Source organism: Proteus penneri (assembly GCF_003144535.1).
GTDB classification, from domain to species: domain Bacteria; phylum Pseudomonadota; class Gammaproteobacteria; order Enterobacterales; family Enterobacteriaceae; genus Proteus; species Proteus penneri.
In genome coordinates this window covers 70272-92215 of record NZ_PHFJ01000005.1, presented here as the reverse complement: position 1 = coordinate 92215, position 21944 = coordinate 70272, and the positions used below count along the sequence as shown (strand labels likewise).

Genomic DNA, 21944 nt, shown 5'->3' with positions numbered 1-21944 from the left:
TGCGAGAGATCCATTAAGAAAGGGTATTTTTATACCATTACTTTTGAATTTATCAGAAGGCTTTTTAAAGCCAAGTGACAGATAATTGCTTGTAATTTTTCGCTTTCAAATAAGATAGAACTTTTTATAGCATTTGTTTAATGAATTTATCAATACATTCTTTGATGTAAATCAAATATGTAAAAAGATAACTATTTGTTAAATCTAATGTTGTATTATTCAAAAATGGACGATTATAAATATTATATAAATAAAAGTAATGATTATGATTGTTGGTTTTATTTTTACACTGAAAGCGAGAATGATAAAAAATAAAAGACATTATTGATTGGAGGTGATAAATGGTTAGATGATATTCATCAGTAAACTTGAGAAACTAAGGCAATAATTTTATTGGTATCAATTAGGCTAAATGATTGCACTAAGGGATAAAATGATTAAAGCATCAGAATATTGGTAAGAAATAAAAGGATCTTACAGCTTGATGGCTAATTTACTTTCTCTTTATCTTTTATTTTTTATTCCTGTAATAGTTAAAAAATATTTATTTATTCGTTTGTGTCATAAGTCCTAAAACGGTTTATTTGCCACGGAATATTCTCTAGAATACCTTATTCCATTCTGTTCTTTGAACTAAGCTTATTTTCTGATTTCAGCTCAGTCAATGCTGAATAATGCAGTTGATAAAAGGTAATTCCCACTTATGACGTATGCATTGGAGTTAACGGAGTTAACGAAAACTTATCACAATGGCGTAAAAGCGCTAAAAGGAATTAATCTCACCGTTGAGGCTGGCGATTTTTATGCTTTATTAGGCCCTAATGGCGCTGGCAAATCGACCACGATTGGTATTATCAGCTCTTTAGTTAATAAGAGTAGCGGTAAAGTCAAAGTATTTGGTTATGACACCGATACCGATATGGTTAATGCAAAACGTCAATTAGGATTAGTGCCACAAGAATTCAATTTCAACCCTTTTGAAACCGTATTGCAAATTGTACTCAATCAAGCTGGTTATTATGGAGTTCCTCGTAAGTTAGCATTAGAACGTGCCGAAATTTATTTAACCCAATTAGATTTATGGGAAAAACGTGACGATAGAGCGCGTTTTTTATCTGGGGGAATGAAACGCCGTTTAATGATTGCTCGTGCATTAATGCATCAACCGAAATTACTTATTCTTGATGAACCAACAGCAGGTGTTGATATTGAATTACGTCGCTCAATGTGGACGTTTTTAAAACAATTAAATGCTGAAGGTACTACCATTATTCTAACCACACACTATTTGGAAGAAGCCGAAATGCTGTGTCGGAATATTGGTATTATTCAACGTGGTGAACTGGTTGAAAATACCAGTATGAAAGGGCTATTAAGTAAATTGGAGTCTGAAACCTTTATTTTAGATTTAGCACCCAAAAGCCCACTACCTGAATTACAAAATTATCAATATCGCTTGGTTGATACATCAACATTAGAAGTTGATGTTAAAAGAGAGCAAGGACTAAATGGTGTGTTTGCTCAACTTAATGCACAAGGTATTCAGGTGTTAAGTATGAGAAATAAAGCCAACCGACTTGAAGAATTATTTGTTCACTTAGTTAATGAAGAACATACAGTAGAAGGAGAGGGGGAATGATTCAGCTGTATTGGGTAGCCCTCAAAACAATTTGGATTAAAGAAGTTACCCGATTTGGTCGTATTTGGGTACAAACATTAATTCCACCAGTGATAACTATGTCTCTCTATTTCGTTATTTTCGGTAACCTGATTGGTAAACGAATTGGCGATATGGGCGGTGTCGATTATATGCAGTTTATTGTTCCTGGCCTGATTATGATGGCAGTAATAACAAACTCATATGCTAATGTTTCCTCTTCTTTTTTTGGTGCTAAATTTCAACGTAGTATAGAAGAATTATTAGTCTCACCTGTTCCAACACATGTTGTTATTGCCGGGTTTGTTGGCGGTGGTATCGCTCGTGGTATTTGCGTTGGTATTTTAGTGACTTTAGTTTCACTATTTTTTGTGCCTCTGGAAATACATTCTTGGACAATGGTCGTGGTGACATTACTGATGACCTCAATTGTGTTTTCTCTCGCCGGATTATTAAATGCGATTTTTGCGAAAACCTTTGATGATATCAGTATTATCCCAACCTTTGTTTTAACGCCATTAACCTATTTAGGTGGCGTGTTTTATTCACTGTCACTCTTACCTGAATTTTGGCAAGGTGTGTCTAAATTAAACCCTATTGTGTACATGATCAGCGGCTTCCGTTACGGTTTTCTGGGTATCACGGATGTCTCTTTAACGGTAACTATTAGTGTTCTATGCCTTTTCATTGCTGTGTTTTACGTTATTGCATGGTATTTAATTGAAAAAGGTCGCGGTTTAAGAAGCTAATCAAAAAACTAAAGAGAAAGTGATAAAAGTTTAAATCGGTATCTTAATTAGAGATACCGGTTTTTTTTAACTGTTTTTTCAGCATAAATGTTAATTTTTCTTTAAATTTTCGCCGAGGTATTAACAAAATGATTTTTCTTGTTTAGTATACTAAACACTTTGATAGGGGATAAAAAGGATATGTAATGACAACGGCAAGCCAAATAGGTAAAAAACCTGAGGCAATCTCTCGTAATAAGCTTTTATGTATTGCAGGCATGGGATGGACTTTTGATGCAATGGATGTGGGATTACTCGCATTCTTACTCACGGCATTAAAAGAAGATTGGGGATTAACGGCATCACAATTGGGTTGGATTGGTAGTATAAATTCAATTGGAATGGCTGTTGGTGCGTTTGTATTTGGCATTATGGCGGATAGAAAAGGGCGAAAACCTGTCTTTATCTTTACTTTGTTGCTGTTTAGCTTGGGATGTGGATTAACAGCATTAGCCAGCTCTTTGATGGTAGTGCTTGTTTTACGTTTTTTTATTGGCATGGGATTAGGTGGGGAATTACCTGTTGCTTCCACACTTGTTAGTGAAAGTGTAGAAACCCATGAACGAGGGCGCATTGTCGTTTTATTAGAGAGTTTTTGGGCTGTCGGTTGGCTAATCGCGGCTTTGATTGCTTATTTTATTATTCCCGATTATGGTTGGCGTATGGCTATGCTATTAAGCGCCTTACCTGCGGTATATGCTCTCTATTTACGTTCAAAATTACCTGAACCTACCTCATCGCATATCTTACAGAGAAAAACACGTTTATCGATTCGTCAATCAATGGCATTAATTTGGTCGCCGCAATATCGTCGCTCAACGTTAATGTTGTGGATCTTATGGTTCTGTGTGGTTTTCTCTTATTACGGTATTTTCTTGTGGTTACCAAGTGTTGCCATGTTAAAAGGCTTTAGTTTAATTAAGAGCTTTCAATATGTGCTTATTATGACATTAGCGCAGTTGCCTGGTTATTTTACGGCAGCTTGGTTAATTGAGCGTTATGGGCGAAAATTTGTGTTAGTTACTTATTTAGCGGGAACTGCCATTAGCGCATATTATTTTAGTATAGCGGATACCACAACAACGCTACTTATTTTTGGCATGTTGCTGTCATTCTTTAATTTGGGGGCTTGGGGGGCTTTATATGCTTATACGCCAGAACAATACCCCGATGGAATTCGAACAACTGGTGCCGGAACAGCAACAGCGGTAGGACGTATTGGTGGAATATTAGGGCCTTTAATGGTCGGATACTTAGTCCAATATCAATTTGAAATAAGCTCTATATTCCTTATTTTCAGTTTTTCAATTGTTATTGGAATATTAGCGGTGATGTTATTGGGTAAAGAGACAAAGAATAAGCCGCTTAACTCAATTTAATCACACTTTATGTGACTAAAAATACAGAAATCCCCTTACTTGTAATATGATAGCGATTAAGAATTTTATGAAGAAAGGGGATAAAAGATGTCTCATTATGATGAAGTGGTTAAACAGGTGGATGATGCTATTGCGACAACCAGTATTGAAACCATGAATGAACTTTTAGTGGAATTAGGTAAAGATAAAACGATTGAATTTCCACTACGTTATGAGCAACAAGAGCGTTTACGCACAGCTATTTTCCATCACGGTGAAAAACATCATTAATCGGATTCTTGTTAAGAAATAAGAATTAAAAAAGCGTTTTTACCAGTTTATTAAAACGGTGTAAACGCTTTTTTCTTTTTACTGCATTGTATCATGCGGATCAAAAAGTCTTTTTACCTTCAAGTACCGCAATTCTATTTTCAATGGATGGATGTGTTGAGAAAAATGAGTCTCCTTTATTAAAAATAAAGGCCGCTTTACGATAAGCACGTCCCGTTGAACCATCTTCAAAATTTTCAGCATCATGCTGTGCTGAAATTTTTTTTAATGCGTTGATCATCGCTTGGTTATCTTGGGTTAAATCAACCGCGGTAGCATCTGCCATATATTCGCGAGTACGGGATAAATAGAAATAGAGCACCTGTGTAATGATTGGCAAAACCAAGTTTAATACAATTAAAATTAATCGCGCTTTGCTTGCAGCATCATTACTTTTACCACCACGGTTACCAGAGGCAATATATAAGCGACTACCAAAGATATTTGTTACCGTCAAAATAACGTTAGCTAATATGCCAACATATAACGTCAGTCGTGAATCACCATGAATAATATGCCCTGTTTCATGGGCTAATACCGCTTGTACTTCTTGGCGATTAAGACGATTTAATAAGCCTGTTGTTACACCAATAAAGGCATTTTTCTCAGACCAACCGGCGGCAAAGGCATTCGCTTCTGGTGTATCAAGAAGATAGAGTTTAGGAATGTAGCCAAGAGTTGCACTTAAGCTAAGCTCTTCAACAATATTAAGGAGTTGGTGTTCTTGTGCATTTAATGTTTCATCTGGGCTAATTAATCTTGCATTCATTCCTGTTAGCATAATTTTATGCCCCTTAAAATGAATAAAGATAAGCAATAAAACCGAGATAGCGAGAATAATTAATGTCGCAATGGGAAGAGATTGAAACGTCAGAAATGCCAACATATTATCAGTAATATCTAAATAAGGATTGGCGCCAATAGCTGTATCCACCAGCAAACCAATCATCAGCATTAAGAGTAAATATGTTGCTATAACAAAACGAGTTCGAATAGCATTTTTTCGTAGAACATTTCTGAAATCCATTGGTGACTCCAAACAGCACGGTTAAGTGCTGTTCTTATCAAACTAGAAGTAATAAATACCTTTTATTACTATAAAATTAATCAAAATTAATGCGGCGCGCTTCTTCCGTTTTAATGGTTCCTTCATCAAGGCGCCAGTACTCTTTATCAATAACTAAGCTTGGGAAAATCTTGACAATAAACACCGCAGGAATAGAAGCAATAAAAGCGCGATATTGTTCTAAAGTACGGTTATAACCGCGTTTTGCAAAAGAGAGTTTATTCTCTGTTGAAACAATCTCTTCTTGTAAATTTGCCATAATAGTGTCGGATTTTAATTCAGGGTAATTTTCAACTGCAACATTAATGGCGCCACTTGAGACAATTTTTGATAATTCATCTTCCGCCGCTTTGGCTTCTTTAGTATTTGCGCTTTGAGCTTGTGTTCTTAATTCAGTGATTTTAGTAAATACTTCAGACTCATGGCTAAGGTATTTTTTAACGGTGGCTAATAAACTATCAAATACTTTGCCTCGACGATCTAATTGCACTGAAATTTCGGTTTCGCTTGAGATAACCGCTTCTCGCATAGAGATAATACGGTTGTAATAATAAAAAATAAGACCCAATAACGCGATGGTAATAATTAATCCAGTCATGCGAAGCGCTCTCTTATCTAGTCGTAAACAGGGAATTGTGCTCAATCATTAATGTTAATTTTGCCTATTATTGATAAAGATAGCTAGATGATTATTTCATCAAAAATAAAAAGAGTGCTGATAAAGTAAAATCAATAATATTGGGTAAGATAAAAAATACCCCGAATAAATTCGGGGCAAAATTAAAGGTAATGCTAGGGTAAATAAAAAATACCAAGTGAAACATAAGGGATGAATCTGAGTTAAATAATTGTGTTAACGAGACTATTTAACTCAGAGGTAAAATATTTAGAACCAAGGTGCTTGCGCCATTACATTGCCATAGAACAACATTCTTCCTGTGATCTCGCCACTAAAGAGGATCAAAATAGAGATGATAGAGAGCGAAGTTCTGGTAAATGACGTGTTGTGAGACAATGTAACAATGCAGATACCAATAATCAGACTCGCAATCACTTGCCACCATAATAATAGGCTTGCAACATCTGCTCCGGGCACTTGTGTTCTCATAACCAAACCAACGAGAACTAAGAATGCACCAACTAAAGTTCCTACTTTTAATGAATTACTAATGATTTTACCTTGTAAACGTAACCAAGGGATCATCGAGCCAAAACCAAGCAATAACGCTGTGCCAATAAAGCTAATTTGTGTTGCTGGTGTATGCCAAAGAGGATGAGCCTGCATTTGGTAATAGATTTGTGCTGTAATTAAAATAACAGGTAAACCTATAACGCCACAAAACAACCCAAACAGACTATTACGGCGAATAGCATGAGGTTGTACCCAACTGGCTAGCGCCCATAATGAAATTAAACCATTTAGCATTACAAAGGCAATCGCTTCGCGACTTAACCAAGAATGCGCAATACCTAATACAGAACGATAAGCACCGAGCGGATCACCTAAGTGTCCCATCGACATTGATGAACCCACAACTTCGATCAGCCAAATGAGTGCAATGGTTGTTCGTAATGCTTTGGTACTTAACATTGCAGCGTTTTGAGTTTGGTTTTGCCATTGATACAGTGAAAGTGCTAATACCGCACCAATGCCCCATTGACTCATCACTGTAAACAGGACTAACGGCAGTTGATAATCATGCATGATTAATCCTCCATACCAATAATGACAATATTAGGATGACTGATGGTGTGATCAGGAACCCCATAGCGTTTTTCTAATAAAGCCCAATTTGTCGTGTGTTTTTTACGGAGATCTTCAATTTCACCAAACTCAATAGCGCCAGTAGGGCAAGATTCAACACAACGGGGTTTTAGGCCTTCATCAAGTCTATCCGCACACATATTGCATTTACTGGTTTTTCCTTCTACTGGATCGTAAACCGGAGCGTTATAAGGGCATGCCATGATGCACATTTGACAACCGATACATTTGTCATGATCTTGCACAACAATGCCGTCTTCACGCTTAGTATAAGTGTCAGCAGGGCAAACTTTTAGACACTGTGGATCGTCACAATGGTTACAAGACATGGTAATAAAAGCTTGTGCATTAGGTTGGTCTTCGTTGAATTCACGAACTCGGCGCCACAATACACCTGGAGGCGTGGCGTTTTCGGATTTACAGGCCATCGAGCAGGTGCGGCAACCATAGCAATCTTTGGTATTTATTAGAAAACCATACTGTTTCTTCGCCATGATCATGCCTCCCGTCTTACGTTAACTAAGGTGCTATTACAGCAATGACCGTTACCTAAAGGTTCAACGTGATCATTGGTAACATGACTACTGCTTCCGCCTTGTTGTTCCCACCATCCATTATCTAATGAAACGACTCCTTGCTTAATATGTGTGGTCACAACGGCAATCGCACGGTGCTCTCCTCGATCATTAAATGCAATAGCCCATTCACCGTCTTTAATTCCTCTGGCTAAGGCATCATTAGGATGGATAAGGATATTAGGTTGATTACGCTGTACTTCTAAGATCCACTCATTCATACCATGGCTAGAGTGAACACTACGAGCGAGTTTGCGTTGCACTGCCATTAATGGGTATTTTTTAGCAAGTTCAGGAGAGCCTTTTGTCGATTCTTTTACGGGATAATAGGTGACAACAGGAGAGAAGTTTTTATCCTGCCACTCTTCAATAAAGAAGTGTGCTTTTTTTGTTGAAGTACGGAAAATACCATCTTTAAAGGGGATCCAGTCGCCTTCAACTGGACGTACTGGGTCCTTTTCTAACATGTCACGCGTAATGCCGGAGCCTTTAAGACAAGCATCAATATAGTGTTCAATTGGTTGGTTAAACACGTCACCAAAACCAAAACGTTCAGCAAGACGAGCAAAGATCCAATAATCAGGTTTTGCTTCTCCTGGCGGTTCAACCGCTTTTTCCATTAATTGTACATATTGACTACGAACCCCTGCCATTAAACTGGTATCTTCAAAAATAGTGGTAACAGGAAGAACAAGGTCGGCATAAAGTGCCGTGGATGACATCAAGTTATCAGCGACAACGACGAAAGGCACTTTTTTCAGTGCATTACGCACCATATTCGTATTAGGAAGTTGTGTCATCACGCCCATTGTCATGATCCACCAAAAGTTAATTGGGTGTGGTCTTTCATTGACAATCCAATCACCCACTTTTGCAACGGGGATAGGTTTGATGGGTTTTGCATTAGGTGCTGGTGGAATAATCGGGCTAAATTTTGCCATTTGACGAGCGCCACCCGCATCACAAATTCCAGCGCCTTTTTTACCGATATTGCCAGTTAATAATGCAAGATAAAATTGGCTAGCAGCAACATAAGCACCAAATTCAGTGCGTTGAGCGCCTGACATATTTTGTACAATCATCGCCGGTTTGGTGGTGGCATAATCATGCGCTAAACGGATAATAGTTTCTTTTGGGATATCCGTTTCTTGGCTGGTTTTTTCGACAGTCCAAGGTTGTGCTTGTTGGTAAATTTGCTCAAAGACAGTCACATAATCAGCATTAGCGGGTAGTTCATCATGAGTTAACGCAGGAACAATGTTGGGTGTCTCATGGTGAACAAGCTGCTGGCTTAACGTATCAAAAACGAGATAACTATCTTTATCATCATCAGATTGACGTAATAGTTTTTGTTGTGGGTTAACAAGGTAAACGGCACCAGTATGCGCACGCAAAAAAGGCTTATCAGTGAGATTTTCTTCAATGATAATTTTGATCATGCCTAACGCAAGTGCCGTATCAGTTCCGGGAACGATAGGGATCCACTCATCGGCTTTAGCTGCAGTTTCATTAAAGCGAGGATCAATAACCACCATTCTGGCGCCATTTCTGCGAGCTTGGTTGTAGTTTTTAAAATACGCTTGCATAGTAACTGCGGGGTTATTTCCCCAGCAAAGAATATAGCGACTATCCTTTACTGTATCGCGAGTATCTGCATAACGTAGACCCACCATTGGGATCATTGCCGCGGTTACCGCAGAGCAACAAAGAGAGCCAGCTTGTTTTGTTGAACCGCCTAAGTAATCGAAAAAGGCTTTACCCATATCATTTTTAATTGAGTCCATATTGCCCGCATGAGTGGAAATAAATAATCCCTCATTACCAAACTTATCAATGGTTTCTCTAATATTCTTTTCAATGAGATCTAACGCTTCATCCCAACTAATAGGTTTGAACTCCGCTTTTCCTTTTTCACCCACACGCAATAAAGGTGTGGTTAAACGATCTTTATGGTATACCCACTTAGTTCGACTCATACCTCGTAAACAGCATTTCACATTAAAGCCTTCAGTGGCTTCAACTTTGATAAGTTGCCCCTTATGTGTAAAAGCTGTTAGGTTACAGTGCAAACATTCCATCGCACAGGTTGAACGAAAGGTTTTATATTCGGATAATTTTATCCGTGGTTTTTGGTTAAATATGGGTTTATTTTCATTAACTAGACTGAACGCGTTAGGAGAAAAGGCTGCTACGCCAATGGCACCCATTCCTTTTAACAACGTTCTTCTATTTAATTCCCACTTTTGATTTTTAGACATAGACATTCTCACGCACAAGAAAAGTTAACTATATATAAACTCAATTCATATATAGTTAACATTGAGGTAGATCATCTAAAAATAGACAAAGAAAATAATCGACAGAAAATGGCTAAAAAGTCATATTAAAAATGAGGTTTTAGTGAAATAAACTAGTAAAAATGACAAAAAAAGAATAATGGGATATCGTCATAAAACAAAGTAAACAACGGATAGGTGTGGGAAAAATAAATGCAGAATTCTCAAGGAGTTAACTCGGTTGATATCGCTATTACCATTCTTGAATTTATTGCTTCGAATGGAGGTATTGCCCGATCGTCAGATATTGCAAAAGCCTGTTCGCTTTCAAAAAGTCGCTTACATAAGTATTTAGTCTCACTTTGTCGCTCAGAAATGTTGTATCAAGAGAGTGGCGGAAGTCAGTATTGCTTGGGGAGTAAAATTCTTTTATTAGCTCAGGCGACACCAAAACCGCAATCCATTATAGATGAAATTAATCAATTATTATGTGAGTTTAGAGATGAACATAATATGTCCACAGGATTGGTGATTGCACAAGGTAACCAGCTTTTTTTAACACGATATAATCGCAGTTTTAAACATGTGGATATCGATTTTTTACCAGATACGCCGGTTCCTCATAAAGTCAGTGCCGCGGGGGCTGTTTTTGCCACCTTTAGTGATTTACTGATTGAAGCAGAGTTATCACAAAAGCAGCGAAATGCTATTCGCCAACAAGGTTTTGCTATTCGTCATGAGCCAGCAGAAGGCATTCCTGGCGCACAATCTATTTCATGTCCTGTACTGAATAAAAAAGGGGAAATGGTGGCGGCTGCATTGACGATGGGATTTATTGAACCTGAAAGGCAAATGGAGTTAGGTGATGCATTAAAAGCAAAAATGGCGCATTTCTGCCGTTAATTTGCTAAAAAACTTATTTAGGCACTTTGGCATTCAATGCCAAGTGCCTAAAATCGAGTGTTGATTAATCGAATAGTCCTTTTGCTAGAATGTCACCTTCTTGAGATATACCGGGTAATACGAAGTAATAACCACCACCGAAAGGTTTGATATAGCGCTCTAATGGTTCACCGTCTAAGCGTTTTTGGGTATCAATAAAGCCTTTTTTAAGGTTATTTTGAAATGAGATAAAAATAAGTCCCATATCTAGTTGGCCTGAAGGTGTTAAACCTAATGAATAGCTGTAACTGCGTCGGCGTAGTTTTGCACTGTAACGCTCTGGATTTCTTGGTTCGGCTCTTCGCATATGAGAATCAAACAGCACTCGGTCGCCATGGGGATCTTTTTCAAACTGTGGATCGTCCATCTCTTGCTTCATACCTATTGGGGCACCCGTTGATCGATGACGACCAAAGTTATTCTCTTGATCTTCAAGCGGTGTTCTATCCCAAAATTCCAATGCAAACCGAATAAGACGCACTGCTTGATAGCTTCCGCCTAAACACCATTGTGGCTCTTTTTGTTCTTCCGTGATCCAGACTAGCGCGTTCATCAGGCTATTATCAGATGAAGGCGCGTTGCCTGAACCATCTTTAAAACCAAAAAGGTTAATCGGTGTTTGGTGATTATCAATATCGCGAGCAGGAAGAAAACCATCAATTTTCCATATCGCATAAACTTGACCAGAAAGATATTTTAAAATATCTCTTAACGCATAAATGACGCTTTCTTGGCTATTAGCACAAAACTGGAGTAGAACATCGCCACCACACCATTTTGGATCTAATCGGTCATTAGGAAAGGGTTTCATAGGCTCTAAGCGTTTGGGTTTTTTAGGCTGGAAACCAAAACGATTATCAAAAAAACTATCACCTAACGCGACAGTGACGGTTAATTCATCGGGGTATAATTGTGTTCCTAAAATACCTGATTCAGCAGGAGGAAGATGTGGGTTTGCTCTCTGCTCTAGTTCACGAGATTGTGTTAAAAACGCAATTCGTTGTGTCAGAGTTGCGAATATATTTTTCACTTCATCAACAGTAGTGACTGTTAGATTAAGAGCAATAAATGAGGCGTGTTTTTGTTCTGGAGTAATAACTCCTGCTTGGTGTTTACCTAAATAAGCAATCGTACGTTGATAACGGGGCACCGATGAAGCACATTGTTTTTGTTGTGCATTAACCCCTATACTGGCGAGTAATAAGCTCCCACCTAACCACTTTAACGTTGTACGTTTATCGAGGTTCACAGGACTTTTTAATAATGGTTTAAAGAGAGTTTTATTTTTCATCACTTGCTTCTTTATAGTGATAGTAAACATCAATATCGAGGGTGGCACGTAAGTTTGCCACTTGCTCTGCTAATTGTGTTACTTGAGAGAAAAGCCAGCTTTTTTCTGTTTCAGGAACGGCACTTAAAGGTTGGAATAAACCTTCATCACGCTGATATTTTAAAAGCAGAGCACCAATATCGTCATATTGTTTGATAAGCCGTTGATATTCAGTAGGGGGAATATGATTAGATAAGATCGCTACGATTAAGCGTGATCCAGATAAATTGGCATAAGCATCACCCAGATCGCTGTTTGAATATTGATTTTCAATACCCGCAAGTTTGTCAATTAAAATCAATTCTAAGCAATCACCCGCCGATTGGACTAATTTGGGAATGGGGATATCTTCAATAGCTAAACGTTTTTTTAGATCACTAATACCTCTTAATAGTACTTTTGCGGACTCTGTCGCTTTTTGCGTATCTTTTAATTTAAAGAGTTGATATTCAACTAAATGAAACCCTGAAAAACGAGGTGAGTTTTCTCTTTCAAGAAAGAAATCAGCTCGGTTATTTAATAAACGTTCGCTTGATCCAAAAAGCGCAATAATTGGGCGAATAACTTCATAGTGATAATGTGCTTGTTGATAAGCATTTTGAGCATTCATAAGCTGATTTTTTTCACTATATTCGATTAATTTATCGAGTGATTTTTCAACTAGCGTTAATTGCTCAACGGCCTTTTCTCGGTACTTTAAAATATCAGTTTTAAATTTTTCAGGGGTAGGAATATCCCCTTTGGCAATAACGATAGTCTCGCTATCTTGAATAATACCTTGAATAATTTTCTCGGCATAAACGGGAAAAGAAAATAACAAGATAAATAGAGAAGCTATGATATTTTTACTTTTCGATTTTGCATTATTTAGCATGGCGAGCACCTCGCTTAAATAACAGTGCAACAACCACCCAAAACACAATAAATGTCACCACGCTTAAACCAATGGGTTGAGAGCGATAAGCAAAAAACGAGACCAAAAAATTACCAAAGACACTGGAATCATCCAGAATATGGCTAATATCCCAAAGTGGGTAAATAAAGAAATCAGGTAATTCGAAATCTATTTCAATGAGTAAATTTACAATTTCTTCTACGGCTTTTAATAGCAAAGAAACGGCAAGGAATAGCAGTAAAAATCCTGTTACGGTAAAGAAATAGCGCCATGAAATAACTTTTGATGTCAGTAAAAATAGCCATAGAGTGAATGCTGCGACAAGTAAACCAATAAAGACTTCGATAAAGAAAGGCAGTGCTGTTTGTGCATTGAGAGCCATAATATGGCTAGAGAGGAAGACAACAACTTCACTGCCTTCTCTGGCAATTGCAATAGCAATAATCAGTAAAATACCCCATGCACTTTGTTGCTGTGTTTTTTGGGTGAGTTCATTTTCTATATTTGCTTTTAATGATTTTCCTTGCCCATTCATCCAATAAACCATCTGTACAATAAGTACACAAGCGATGATCTCCATTGCGATCATAAATAGAGATTGCCATATATCTTCAAGTGAGCTAAATACGCCATATATACTTAGCGCTAGAATAATGGCAAGAAATAACCCAAATACCACGCCACCCCATAAATATTTCATACCTTGTTGTGGTGCAGGTGAGCGTTTTATCCACGCATAAATAATGCCTACTACTAATAGCGCCTCAAAACTTTCTCGCCAAACAACAAACAGAACTTGTCCCATATTTACTCTGCCTTTTCAGTTGCAACAATTTCACCTTGAGGATGAGAAAGGTGAAAATCATCAAAGAAGGTGTAACGACCCGGTTTTAGCGGTGCGATGACAACGACAGAATTTGCGCCCGGTGCTAATACTTTTTCTTTACGCAACTGTGTACTTTCAAATTCAACAGGGCTGGTGCCTGTATTACGAATTTTTATTCTAATGGGGGTTTTAGCGGGTACTTCGAGCACTTGAGGAATAAGTTCACCATCTTTCATTTCTAATTCAACGGTGTATTTCTCTGCTGCCAAAACAGAGGATGTCACCATTAACAGTAGCAATAATGTGTATCTAGAGAGAATTTTGATCATCAGCGTTTCACTTAAAAAAAGAGAAAAAGGATAAATCCAAATGGTTGGATTTATCCGTTATCAAGCTAATTAGTAACTACCTTTACGGCCAGTACCGCTATAGGTGAAATCCCATGACACTTCAAAGGGTTCAAACCAAGGTGCAACACCCGTTTCTTTATCGATATGGCGACCAAAAACGATATCTTTGTTGTATGAAGGTGGGTAAATCTTATAGGTCACATTATATTGACCATTTCCATCCAGCTTCAGGTTTTCACCATAGTGAGGACCATCGTTGGCAACCATCGCCATAAATGTACCTTGCTGTTTTTTCGCAGGTGCATCGGATTTTGTTACGGTGTATTCAATGGTGAGGTACGGGATCCAATCGCCTTCAGCAAATCCATTCGGATTATCTTCTGTGGCATGAATATCGGCTTCTAAATGGATATCTGCCTTATCAGCAGCCAAGTGATTCATCGCATGATGGCCTTCTTCAACATCCATGGTGATAGGTTGGAGATAAACTCCTTGAATTTCCATACCATTTTTAATAATAGGATGACCAACTGGATATTCAACAGCTAAAGCGGACGCAGAAAGAAATGAGAAAGCAGTGAGAGAGAGTGCATAGCGATATTTCATGTTTAACCTCTATTATTGAATGATAATTGTTATTATTCTTGTTAAGGTTAGCATGATTTGTATTAGAAATGGGAGATAATTTATACGAAAAATATCGCTTAAGTTGGTCGGAAAGTGAGTAAAAATAGTGATAACATTTTCTTTTATAAAAGAAAAAAATTTGTTGTTTTGAAGGAAATATATAAATGGAATTAATCGCTTCAGATGATAATATCCCATAAAATCATTCAATTAAGAATGATATATGGAAATCCTATTTACCTTAATGAAATGATAAGACAGAAGATTTCCATACTAAGAATATTAAATTTGACTTTGAGCACTCCAAAACTGTTTGGACTGTGTCAGTGCCACAGCAGAAACTTGCTCTTCATTTGGCGGTAGGAAAAATGCAGGCGTGACTTTTAGCTCTTGTGCAATATGAAAGAGCATATCAACATCAATTTTACATAGCCCATTCTCATAACGTGAAAATTGTTGTTGGCTAATACCAACTCGTTCAGCGACAACCTTTGCTGATAAGCGAAGTTGCTGGCGTTGCTTACGAATTTTATGCCCAATAATTTGAGAAATGGGATAAATCTTTGACATTAGTGACCTCATTCTTCCTATCAACCACCAATAATATTCAATAATTCGAATATCAAGTTTCTGGGATGGATCTTCAAAGTAAACAAGCACTCCGGCTTTAATGAGTAAAATCCATTCTATAGTGTTATCGGTTAATGGGATGAATTATTTATACCCGTCAGGCTATAAGATGATATTAATTTTTATTAAACTATTTTGATATCCTTCCTTTTTCTAGCAGGATAATCGAGAAAATTTTGATAAACAGTGCTATATATTGCCTAAACACCATTTTATTTATTATTTGTGCTCGCATTTATGATTAATAAAGAGTAAATAATGAGGCTATAACAAAAAAGACAAAACCCTCTTTGACTGTGTTTATACTCGAAAATACCTTTTATGTATTTTTATAATGGGTTATTTTTGAGTTTTTTTTTATATCAGTAAGATTTCTTTTCTTAAACTCGTGTTAAATTTAAACGACTCTCTTCACTTTATTGACTTTTATAAAATTACATTCACATCTAATAGGCTACGGCGTTAAGATTGTTAACTATAATACTTAGGCAAGATTATAAGTGTTGCAGGGTAATTATTTATTTATCGTCAAGGTCGAGATTATGAATGTAAAAGATGTCATTCGTCATGAACCATTTGGAACATTACTAGGTTATGCGCCCGGTGGTGTCGCGATTTACTCTTCAGATTACAGCAGTATTGATAAAGAAGACTATGCTGCTAATGATTCATTCCGTAGTTATATTGGTAATGAATATATGGGGCACAAGTGGCAGTGTGTTGAGTTTGCTCGTCGTTTTCTTTATCTGCATTACGGTGCTGTATTTACTGATGTGGGAATGGCTTATGAGATCTTCTCATTGCGTTTTTTACGTAAAACCATAGACGATGATATATTACCATTACAAGCCTTTGAAAATGGTAGCAAACAACCTCCAGCTGTGGGCGCTTTGCTAATTTGGCACGAAGGTGGTGAGTTTAAAGTAACAGGGCATGTTGCTGTTATTACTGAAGTGCTTGAAGATAAAGTTCGTATTGCGGAACAAAATGTTATCCACACTAAATTACCTATGGGGCAACAGTGGACTAGGGAATTACCTCTTAAAGTGACGGATAATGGCTACTTTATTCAAGATACCTTTGATAATACAACTCTTTTAGGTTGGATGATCCAAACAGAGCCTAATGTTTATAGCCTTCCTCAACCTAAAATCATGCCTGAGCTGTTAAATATTCATGCTGCAAAGCTTGATAATAAAGGCCAATTCGATGGGAAGTGGCTAGATGAAAGCTCACCTCTGGAAAAAGCCTATGTTCTAGCTCAGCACGGTCATATTATCAATCAAAATAGCTATGAATATTTCACCATTTCAGAAAGTGCAGAACAGGAGCTTATTCGCGCAAGTAATGAAATGCATTTGATGTATTTGCATGCAACTGAAAAAGTGTTGAAAGACGATAAGTTGCTGCGTTTATTCGATATCCCTGAAGTGCTGTGGCCTCGTATTCGTTTGTCATGGCAAAACAGGCGCCATCAAATGATCACGGGACGATTAGATTTTTGTATGGATGAGCGAGGAGTCAAAGTTTATGAATATAATGCCGACTCAGCCTCTTGTCATACCGAAGCGGGCTTAATCATTGAGAAATGGGCGCAGAAAGGTGGAATTAAAGAGGGCTTTAACCCTGGAGAACGCTTACTTGATGCATTAGCGGATGCTTGGAAACACTGTGATGCAAAACCTTTTGTGCATATTCTTCAAGATGATGATAGTGAAGAAGATTATCACGCTCTCTTTATGCAACAATCACTGACCCAAGCAGGTTATCACAGTAAAATTCTACGTGGATTGGATGAGCTTCATTGGAATAGCCGTGGTCAATTGATTGATGCAGATAAGCGCATTGTTGAATGTGTATGGAAAACATGGGCTTGGGAAACTGCGTTAGAGCAACTAAGAGAAGAGAGTGAGCAACAAGCGCTGATCCCTATTCGTACAGGACATCCTGAAGGTGAAGTTCGCTTGGTTGATGTACTTTTACGTCCTGAAATTACCGTTTTTGAACCTCTTTGGACACTTATTCCAAGTAATAAAGCAATTTTACCTATCTTATGGCAATTGTTCCCTGATAACCCTTATTTGTTAGACACTGATTTCACTGTAACCCCTCGTCTTGAACAAAGTGGTTATGCTATTAAACCGATAGCGGGGCGTTGTGGTAGTAACATTGGTTTAGTCGATCATAAAGAGAATGTGTTAGATGAAACTTATGGTCAATTTGATCACCAAGAAAATATTTACCAAGAATTATGGTGTTTACCAAAAGTAGCAAATCGTTATATCCAAGTTTGTACTTTCACAGTGGGTGGGCATTATGGCGGTTGTTGTTTACGTTCAGATCCAACGCTAGTGATTAAAAAAGAGAGTGATATTGAACCTTTAATTGTGATTGAAGATAAACACTTTTTAGCTAAATAAGATCATAGACGTTTAGAATTAAGAAATAATAAGCCCGCCTAATTGGCGGGTTTATTTTAAGAATAACTAGTACTCTTGGTGGGAAATAAAATGACACAAAAATTCAAACAGTTAGTGAGTTATTAGCATCGCTTTCAACGTTTGAATTTGATGAGTGGATTTATACGGAAATTGCAATAAGTTGTTGTGTTGTGAATATCATTTCTTTCATCGGATTTTCCTTAAAAAATTACATATTTTCCTTGATTTGTTTTTTTAGCCACTGAATGAAAAGCTGTACTTTAGCATTATTCTTTTCATTTCGAGTGACAAGGTAATAACGCTGAGCACAAAAAAGCTCACTATTATCAAAAGGGATAATTAATTCTTTATTAGCCAGTTGTTTTTGCACTAAACGCTTTCTTCCCATTGCCACTCCTGAGTGGTTAACCGCAGCAATAACAGCAAGATCAGAGCGGTCAAAACAGATATTGCTACGATTAGGAAAAAGTGAAATCCCCATATATTCACCCCAAGCTCGCCATTCATCGAAATCAGAGTTATTGCTCCAAGCTTGCCTATCATGTAGCAAAGTACAATTAGAAAGATGATGAATATTGCCAATAAGCTCATGTTTTTTCGCATATTTAGGACTACATACAGGAATAATAGATTCTGAGATTAAATCTTCACAATAAAGGTTTTGCAGTTGCTTATCATCAAAATAGATTGCGAGATCAATACCATAACCTCGAAAGTTAATATCATCATTTCCTGTAAACAGATTTAATTCAATAGATGGATAACGCTCAGTAAAATCTGAAATACGAGGAACTAACCAACATTGGGCAATAGAAGGTCGAGAATAAACAGTGAGAACGCCTGAAACTTCTTGGTTATGAATATCTAAAATTTCTTGGTTAATATCTTCTAGCGTTTTTTTAAGTGCCCAATAAATTCGTTCACCTTCTTCTGTTAACTCTATTCGGCGATGAAAGCGGTTAAACAGCTTAATGCCCAGCTCTTCTTCTAATGTATTAATACGGTGGCTAATGGCGCTGGGAGTTAATGACAGTTCTTCTGCCGCTAAAGCGAATGAAAGGTGGCGACCTGTTGCTTCAAAAGTGTGAAGTCTTGCTAATTGATAACTGGATAATCGTTTATTTCTTAAAATCACGCTAGAAGATTCAAACATTCTTTTATTCTCGTTTTGTTATTAATAGTAACGTAAGTTAATAATCAAGCTAATGTTAAGATAAAATATCATGCTACTACTTATCAAAATGTAATTATTTGTGCTTTATATCACTTATTTGAATTAATTGAGTTCATCTTAGTGTGATTTTTCATCATTTGTAAGTGCTTAATGATTAATATTCAATATGAATAACAATAAATAAAATATTTGGGATGGATGTATGGACTCAACGTTATGGGTGCTGGGTACCCTTATAATTAGTATTTTGCTCATTGTTTTTACTATAATAAAATTTAAGTTTCATCCGTTTTTAGCCTTACTATTGGCAAGCTTCTTCGTGGGTACGGCAATGAAGATGAATCCTTTAGAAATGGTAAATGCGATTGAAAACGGCATTGGCGGTACGTTAGGATTTTTAGCAGCAATTATCGGTTTAGGAACCATTCTTGGTAAGATGATGGAAATATCAGGTGCAGCAGAACGCATCGGTATTACATTACAAAAATGTCGTTGGCTATCTCCAGACGTTATTATGGTATTAGTTGGTCTTATTTGTGGTATTACACTCTTTGTTGAAGTGGGTGTGGTATTACTTATTCCTCTTGCTTTCTCAATTGCGAAAAAAACAAATACTTCATTATTAAAATTAGCTATTCCATTATGTACAGCATTAATGGCTGTTCACTGTATTGTTCCTCCTCACCCTGCTGCACTATTCGTGACTAATGAATTAGGGGCAGATATGGGAACTGTTATTGTTGCGGGTCTTGCTGTTGGTTTAGTCGCATCTTTAGTGGGAGGGCCTTTATTCTTAAAAATGTTAGGCGAGCGCTTACCATTTAAAACTGTACCTGAAGAATTTTCTGACATGGAAATTCGTGAAGAAAAAGATTTGCCTTCGCTCGGTGCCACTCTCTTTACAGTATTATTGCCAATTTTTCTGATGCTGATAAAAACAGCTGCAGAATTAAATATGACTAAAGGCACATCGGTTTATACCGCATTACAGTTTATTGGTAATCCAATTACTGCGATGTTTATTGCTGCCTTTGTTGCTTATTATGTATTAGGTATTCGCCGTAATATGGGCATGAATACTTTATTGAAGAAAACAGAAGATAGCTTTAGCTCTATTGCCAACATTTTATTAATTATTGGTGCGGGTGGCGCTTTTAATGGCATTTTAAAAGGAAGTGGTTTAAGTGAATCTTTAGCGTTAATTCTTTCTAATTTAGATATGCATCCTATTTTATTGGCTTGGTTAGTTGCCATTATCCTTCATGCTGCAGTAGGTTCTGCAACGGTTGCAATGATGGGGGCTACTGCAATTGTTGCGCCATTAATGCCTTTATACCCAGACATTAGCCCTGAAATTATTACATTAGCAATTGGTTCAGGTGCTATTGGTTGTACCATCGTCACAGACTCACTGTTTTGGTTAGTGAAACAGTATTGTAATGCAACTTTAAGTGAAACTTTTCGTTTTTACAGTGTCGCGACCTTTATTGCCTCCTTTGTCGCATTAGGCGGTACATTTATGCTTTCTTTTGTCATATAAAAGAGAACGACTATGAACCATATAGATATAAATAAATTAATCAGTCATTTTCCACTAGTGCGTGACTTAGTGGACTTAAAAGAAGTGGTTTGGTTTAACCCAAACGTGACCACCACTGACCAGGGACTTCCATATGTTGGTTTAACGCAAGATGATGTAATTGACGCACAAGCACGGTTACAACGTTTTGCACCTTATTTAGCTAAAGCATTTCCAGAAACGGCGGTGACTCAAGGGATTATCGAATCTGAAGTGATTGATATTCCTAAGATGAAAGTTGCTCTTGAAAAGCGCTATAACACATCCATTAGCGGTCAATTGCGTTTGAAAAAGGATAGCCATCTACCTATTTCAGGTTCAATTAAAGCGCGTGGTGGGATTTATGAAGTATTAACGCACGCTGAGAAATTGGCAATCAACGCGGGATTACTGAGTACAGATGATAATTATGAAAAATTATTCTCTGATGAATTCCGTAAATTCTTTAGCCAATACAGTATCGCGGTAGGCTCAACAGGCAACTTAGGTATGTCTATTGGGATCATGAGTGCGAAATTAGGCTTTAGTGTAAGTGTGCATATGTCTGCCGATGCACGTCAGTGGAAGAAAGATAAATTACGTTCTCATGGCGTTAATGTTGTTGAATATAAACAAGATTACAGCATTGCGGTAGAAGAAGGTCGTAAAGAAGCTGAGAAAGATCCTAACTGTTTCTTTATTGATGATGAAAACTCAAAAACATTGTTTTTGGGTTATGCGGTAGCGGGATTACGTTTAAAACGCCAATTTGAAGAACAAGGTGTTCGTGTTGATAGTGAACATCCTCTGTTTGTTTATTTACCTTGTGGTGTTGGTGGTGGTCCTGGTGGTGTTGCTTTTGGGTTAAAACTGGCATTTGGTGATGCAGTGCACTGTTTATTTGCTGAGCCAACACATTCACCTTGTATGTTATTGGGCGTTTATACCCAATTACATGAAGGTATCTCTGTACAAGAGATTGGTATCGATAACGTCACTGCCGCTGATGGTCTGGCTGTTGGCCGCGCATCAGGCTTTGTTGGTCGAGCAATGGAGCGCTTAATTGATGGTTATTACACTATTGATAATCAAGAGCTTTATGACTTACTTAGTTTATTAAATAAAGAAGAAGAAATTAAGTTAGAACCTTCGGCTTTAGCAGGAATGGTGGGAGCTGTACATGTCACTCAAGCTAAAGATTATCTGCAAGGTTTATCACTAGATAGCCAAAAAATGCAAAATGCCACACATTTAGTATGGGCGACGGGTGGTGGTATGGTTCCTGAGGATGAAATGCAAAAATATCTCGCTCAAGGAAAATAGAGTGTAGAGCGGGGGGGTTAGTTTTTTTGATCG

At 37.4% G+C, this 21944-nt stretch carries 20 protein-coding genes; 8 read left to right on the top strand and 12 right to left on the bottom strand.

The window, feature by feature from the left end; genetic code table 11:
- Positions 1–703 precede the first annotated feature (703 nt).
- The 4 genes from CUB63_RS08285 (at position 704) to CUB63_RS08270 (ending at position 4094) form a co-directional block, all read left to right on the top strand.
- Positions 704–1639, top strand: a complete 936-nt coding sequence (locus CUB63_RS08285; RefSeq protein WP_072063626.1) for an ABC transporter ATP-binding protein — start codon at positions 704–706, stop codon at positions 1637–1639.
- Positions 1636–2406, top strand: a complete 771-nt coding sequence (locus CUB63_RS08280; RefSeq protein ID WP_006534994.1) for an ABC transporter permease — start codon at positions 1636–1638, stop codon at positions 2404–2406. Before CUB63_RS08285 ends, CUB63_RS08280 begins: the two co-directional genes overlap by 4 nt.
- Positions 2407–2591: 185 nt before the next feature.
- Positions 2592–3824 carry an MFS transporter gene (locus CUB63_RS08275; RefSeq protein ID WP_109847857.1) on the top strand — a complete coding sequence of 411 codons (1233 nt, stop codon included), beginning with the start codon at positions 2592–2594 and terminating at the stop codon, positions 3822–3824.
- Between the two features lie 87 nt (positions 3825–3911).
- Complete coding sequence (locus tag CUB63_RS08270; protein ID WP_006534992.1) at positions 3912–4094, top strand: DUF2526 family protein; 183 nt, start codon at positions 3912–3914, stop codon at positions 4092–4094.
- A gap of 100 nt (positions 4095–4194) precedes the next feature.
- On the opposite strand, the gene htpX is transcribed toward CUB63_RS08270, so the two are convergent.
- From htpX to CUB63_RS08245, 5 genes are all read right to left on the bottom strand, one after another.
- A complete protein-coding gene (gene htpX, locus CUB63_RS08265; protein ID WP_006534991.1) occupies positions 4195–5160 on the bottom strand; it encodes a zinc metalloprotease HtpX in 966 nt (321 codons plus the stop codon).
- A gap of 76 nt (positions 5161–5236) precedes the next feature.
- Positions 5237–5797 carry a LemA family protein gene (locus CUB63_RS08260; protein ID WP_072063622.1) on the bottom strand — a complete coding sequence of 187 codons (561 nt, stop codon included), beginning with the start codon at positions 5795–5797 and terminating at the stop codon, positions 5237–5239.
- 288 nt (positions 5798–6085) lie between these two features.
- On the bottom strand, positions 6086–6904 hold the full coding sequence (locus tag CUB63_RS08255) for a dimethyl sulfoxide reductase anchor subunit family protein (RefSeq protein ID WP_109847856.1): 819 nt from the start codon (positions 6902–6904) through the stop codon (positions 6086–6088).
- A 2-nt stretch (positions 6905–6906) separates the two neighbouring features.
- Positions 6907–7458, bottom strand: a complete 552-nt coding sequence (locus CUB63_RS08250; RefSeq protein ID WP_109847855.1) for a 4Fe-4S dicluster domain-containing protein — start codon at positions 7456–7458, stop codon at positions 6907–6909.
- A 2-nt stretch (positions 7459–7460) separates the two neighbouring features.
- Positions 7461–9797 (bottom strand): molybdopterin-containing oxidoreductase family protein, encoded by a 2337-nt coding sequence (locus CUB63_RS08245; protein ID WP_109847854.1) that lies wholly within the window; start codon positions 9795–9797, stop codon positions 7461–7463.
- A gap of 231 nt (positions 9798–10028) precedes the next feature.
- Between CUB63_RS08245 and CUB63_RS08240 the strand changes: the two genes are divergently transcribed.
- The gene (locus CUB63_RS08240; RefSeq protein WP_109399257.1) at positions 10029–10718 is read left to right on the top strand and encodes an IclR family transcriptional regulator; all 690 of its coding nucleotides are present in this window, start codon (positions 10029–10031) and stop codon (positions 10716–10718) included.
- A gap of 64 nt (positions 10719–10782) precedes the next feature.
- Here CUB63_RS08240 and efeB read toward each other — a convergent pair whose 3' ends face one another.
- The 6 genes from efeB to CUB63_RS08210 all read right to left on the bottom strand — a co-directional run bounded on the left by efeB (position 10783) and on the right by CUB63_RS08210 (position 15355).
- Positions 10783–12048 carry an iron uptake transporter deferrochelatase/peroxidase subunit gene (efeB, locus tag CUB63_RS08235; RefSeq protein WP_170110788.1) on the bottom strand — a complete coding sequence of 422 codons (1266 nt, stop codon included), beginning with the start codon at positions 12046–12048 and terminating at the stop codon, positions 10783–10785.
- On the bottom strand, positions 12038–12961 hold the full coding sequence (locus tag CUB63_RS08230; RefSeq protein WP_109847852.1) for an EfeM/EfeO family lipoprotein: 924 nt from the start codon (positions 12959–12961) through the stop codon (positions 12038–12040). The genes efeB and CUB63_RS08230 overlap by 11 nt, the downstream gene beginning before the upstream one ends.
- Positions 12951–13787 (bottom strand): FTR1 family iron permease, encoded by an 837-nt coding sequence (locus CUB63_RS08225; RefSeq protein ID WP_006534979.1) that lies wholly within the window; start codon positions 13785–13787, stop codon positions 12951–12953. The genes CUB63_RS08230 and CUB63_RS08225 overlap by 11 nt, the downstream gene beginning before the upstream one ends.
- Positions 13788–13789: 2 nt before the next feature.
- On the bottom strand, positions 13790–14137 hold the full coding sequence (locus tag CUB63_RS08220) for a cupredoxin domain-containing protein (protein WP_072063614.1): 348 nt from the start codon (positions 14135–14137) through the stop codon (positions 13790–13792).
- Positions 14138–14206: 69 nt separating this feature from the next.
- Positions 14207–14764, bottom strand: a complete 558-nt coding sequence (locus tag CUB63_RS08215; RefSeq protein ID WP_006534977.1) for an iron transporter — start codon at positions 14762–14764, stop codon at positions 14207–14209.
- A gap of 303 nt (positions 14765–15067) precedes the next feature.
- Entirely contained in the window at positions 15068–15355 is a 288-nt protein-coding gene (locus CUB63_RS08210; RefSeq protein WP_072063612.1) for a helix-turn-helix domain-containing protein, read from the bottom strand.
- A 602-nt stretch (positions 15356–15957) separates the two neighbouring features.
- Between CUB63_RS08210 and gss the strand changes: the two genes are divergently transcribed.
- On the top strand, positions 15958–17835 hold the full coding sequence (gene gss, locus CUB63_RS08205; protein WP_109847851.1) for a bifunctional glutathionylspermidine amidase/synthase: 1878 nt from the start codon (positions 15958–15960) through the stop codon (positions 17833–17835).
- Between the two features lie 229 nt (positions 17836–18064).
- Here the strand turns inward: gss and dsdC are convergent, their stop codons facing one another.
- A complete protein-coding gene (gene dsdC / locus CUB63_RS08200) occupies positions 18065–19009 on the bottom strand; it encodes a DNA-binding transcriptional regulator DsdC (protein WP_006534973.1) in 945 nt (314 codons plus the stop codon).
- A gap of 223 nt (positions 19010–19232) precedes the next feature.
- Between dsdC and dsdX the strand changes: the two genes are divergently transcribed.
- Both dsdX and CUB63_RS08190 read left to right on the top strand, forming a co-directional pair.
- On the top strand, positions 19233–20570 hold the full coding sequence (gene dsdX, locus CUB63_RS08195) for a D-serine transporter DsdX (RefSeq protein ID WP_072063609.1): 1338 nt from the start codon (positions 19233–19235) through the stop codon (positions 20568–20570).
- A gap of 12 nt (positions 20571–20582) precedes the next feature.
- The gene (locus CUB63_RS08190; protein WP_109847850.1) at positions 20583–21911 is read left to right on the top strand and encodes a D-serine ammonia-lyase; all 1329 of its coding nucleotides are present in this window, start codon (positions 20583–20585) and stop codon (positions 21909–21911) included.
- Positions 21912–21944 lie beyond the last annotated feature (33 nt).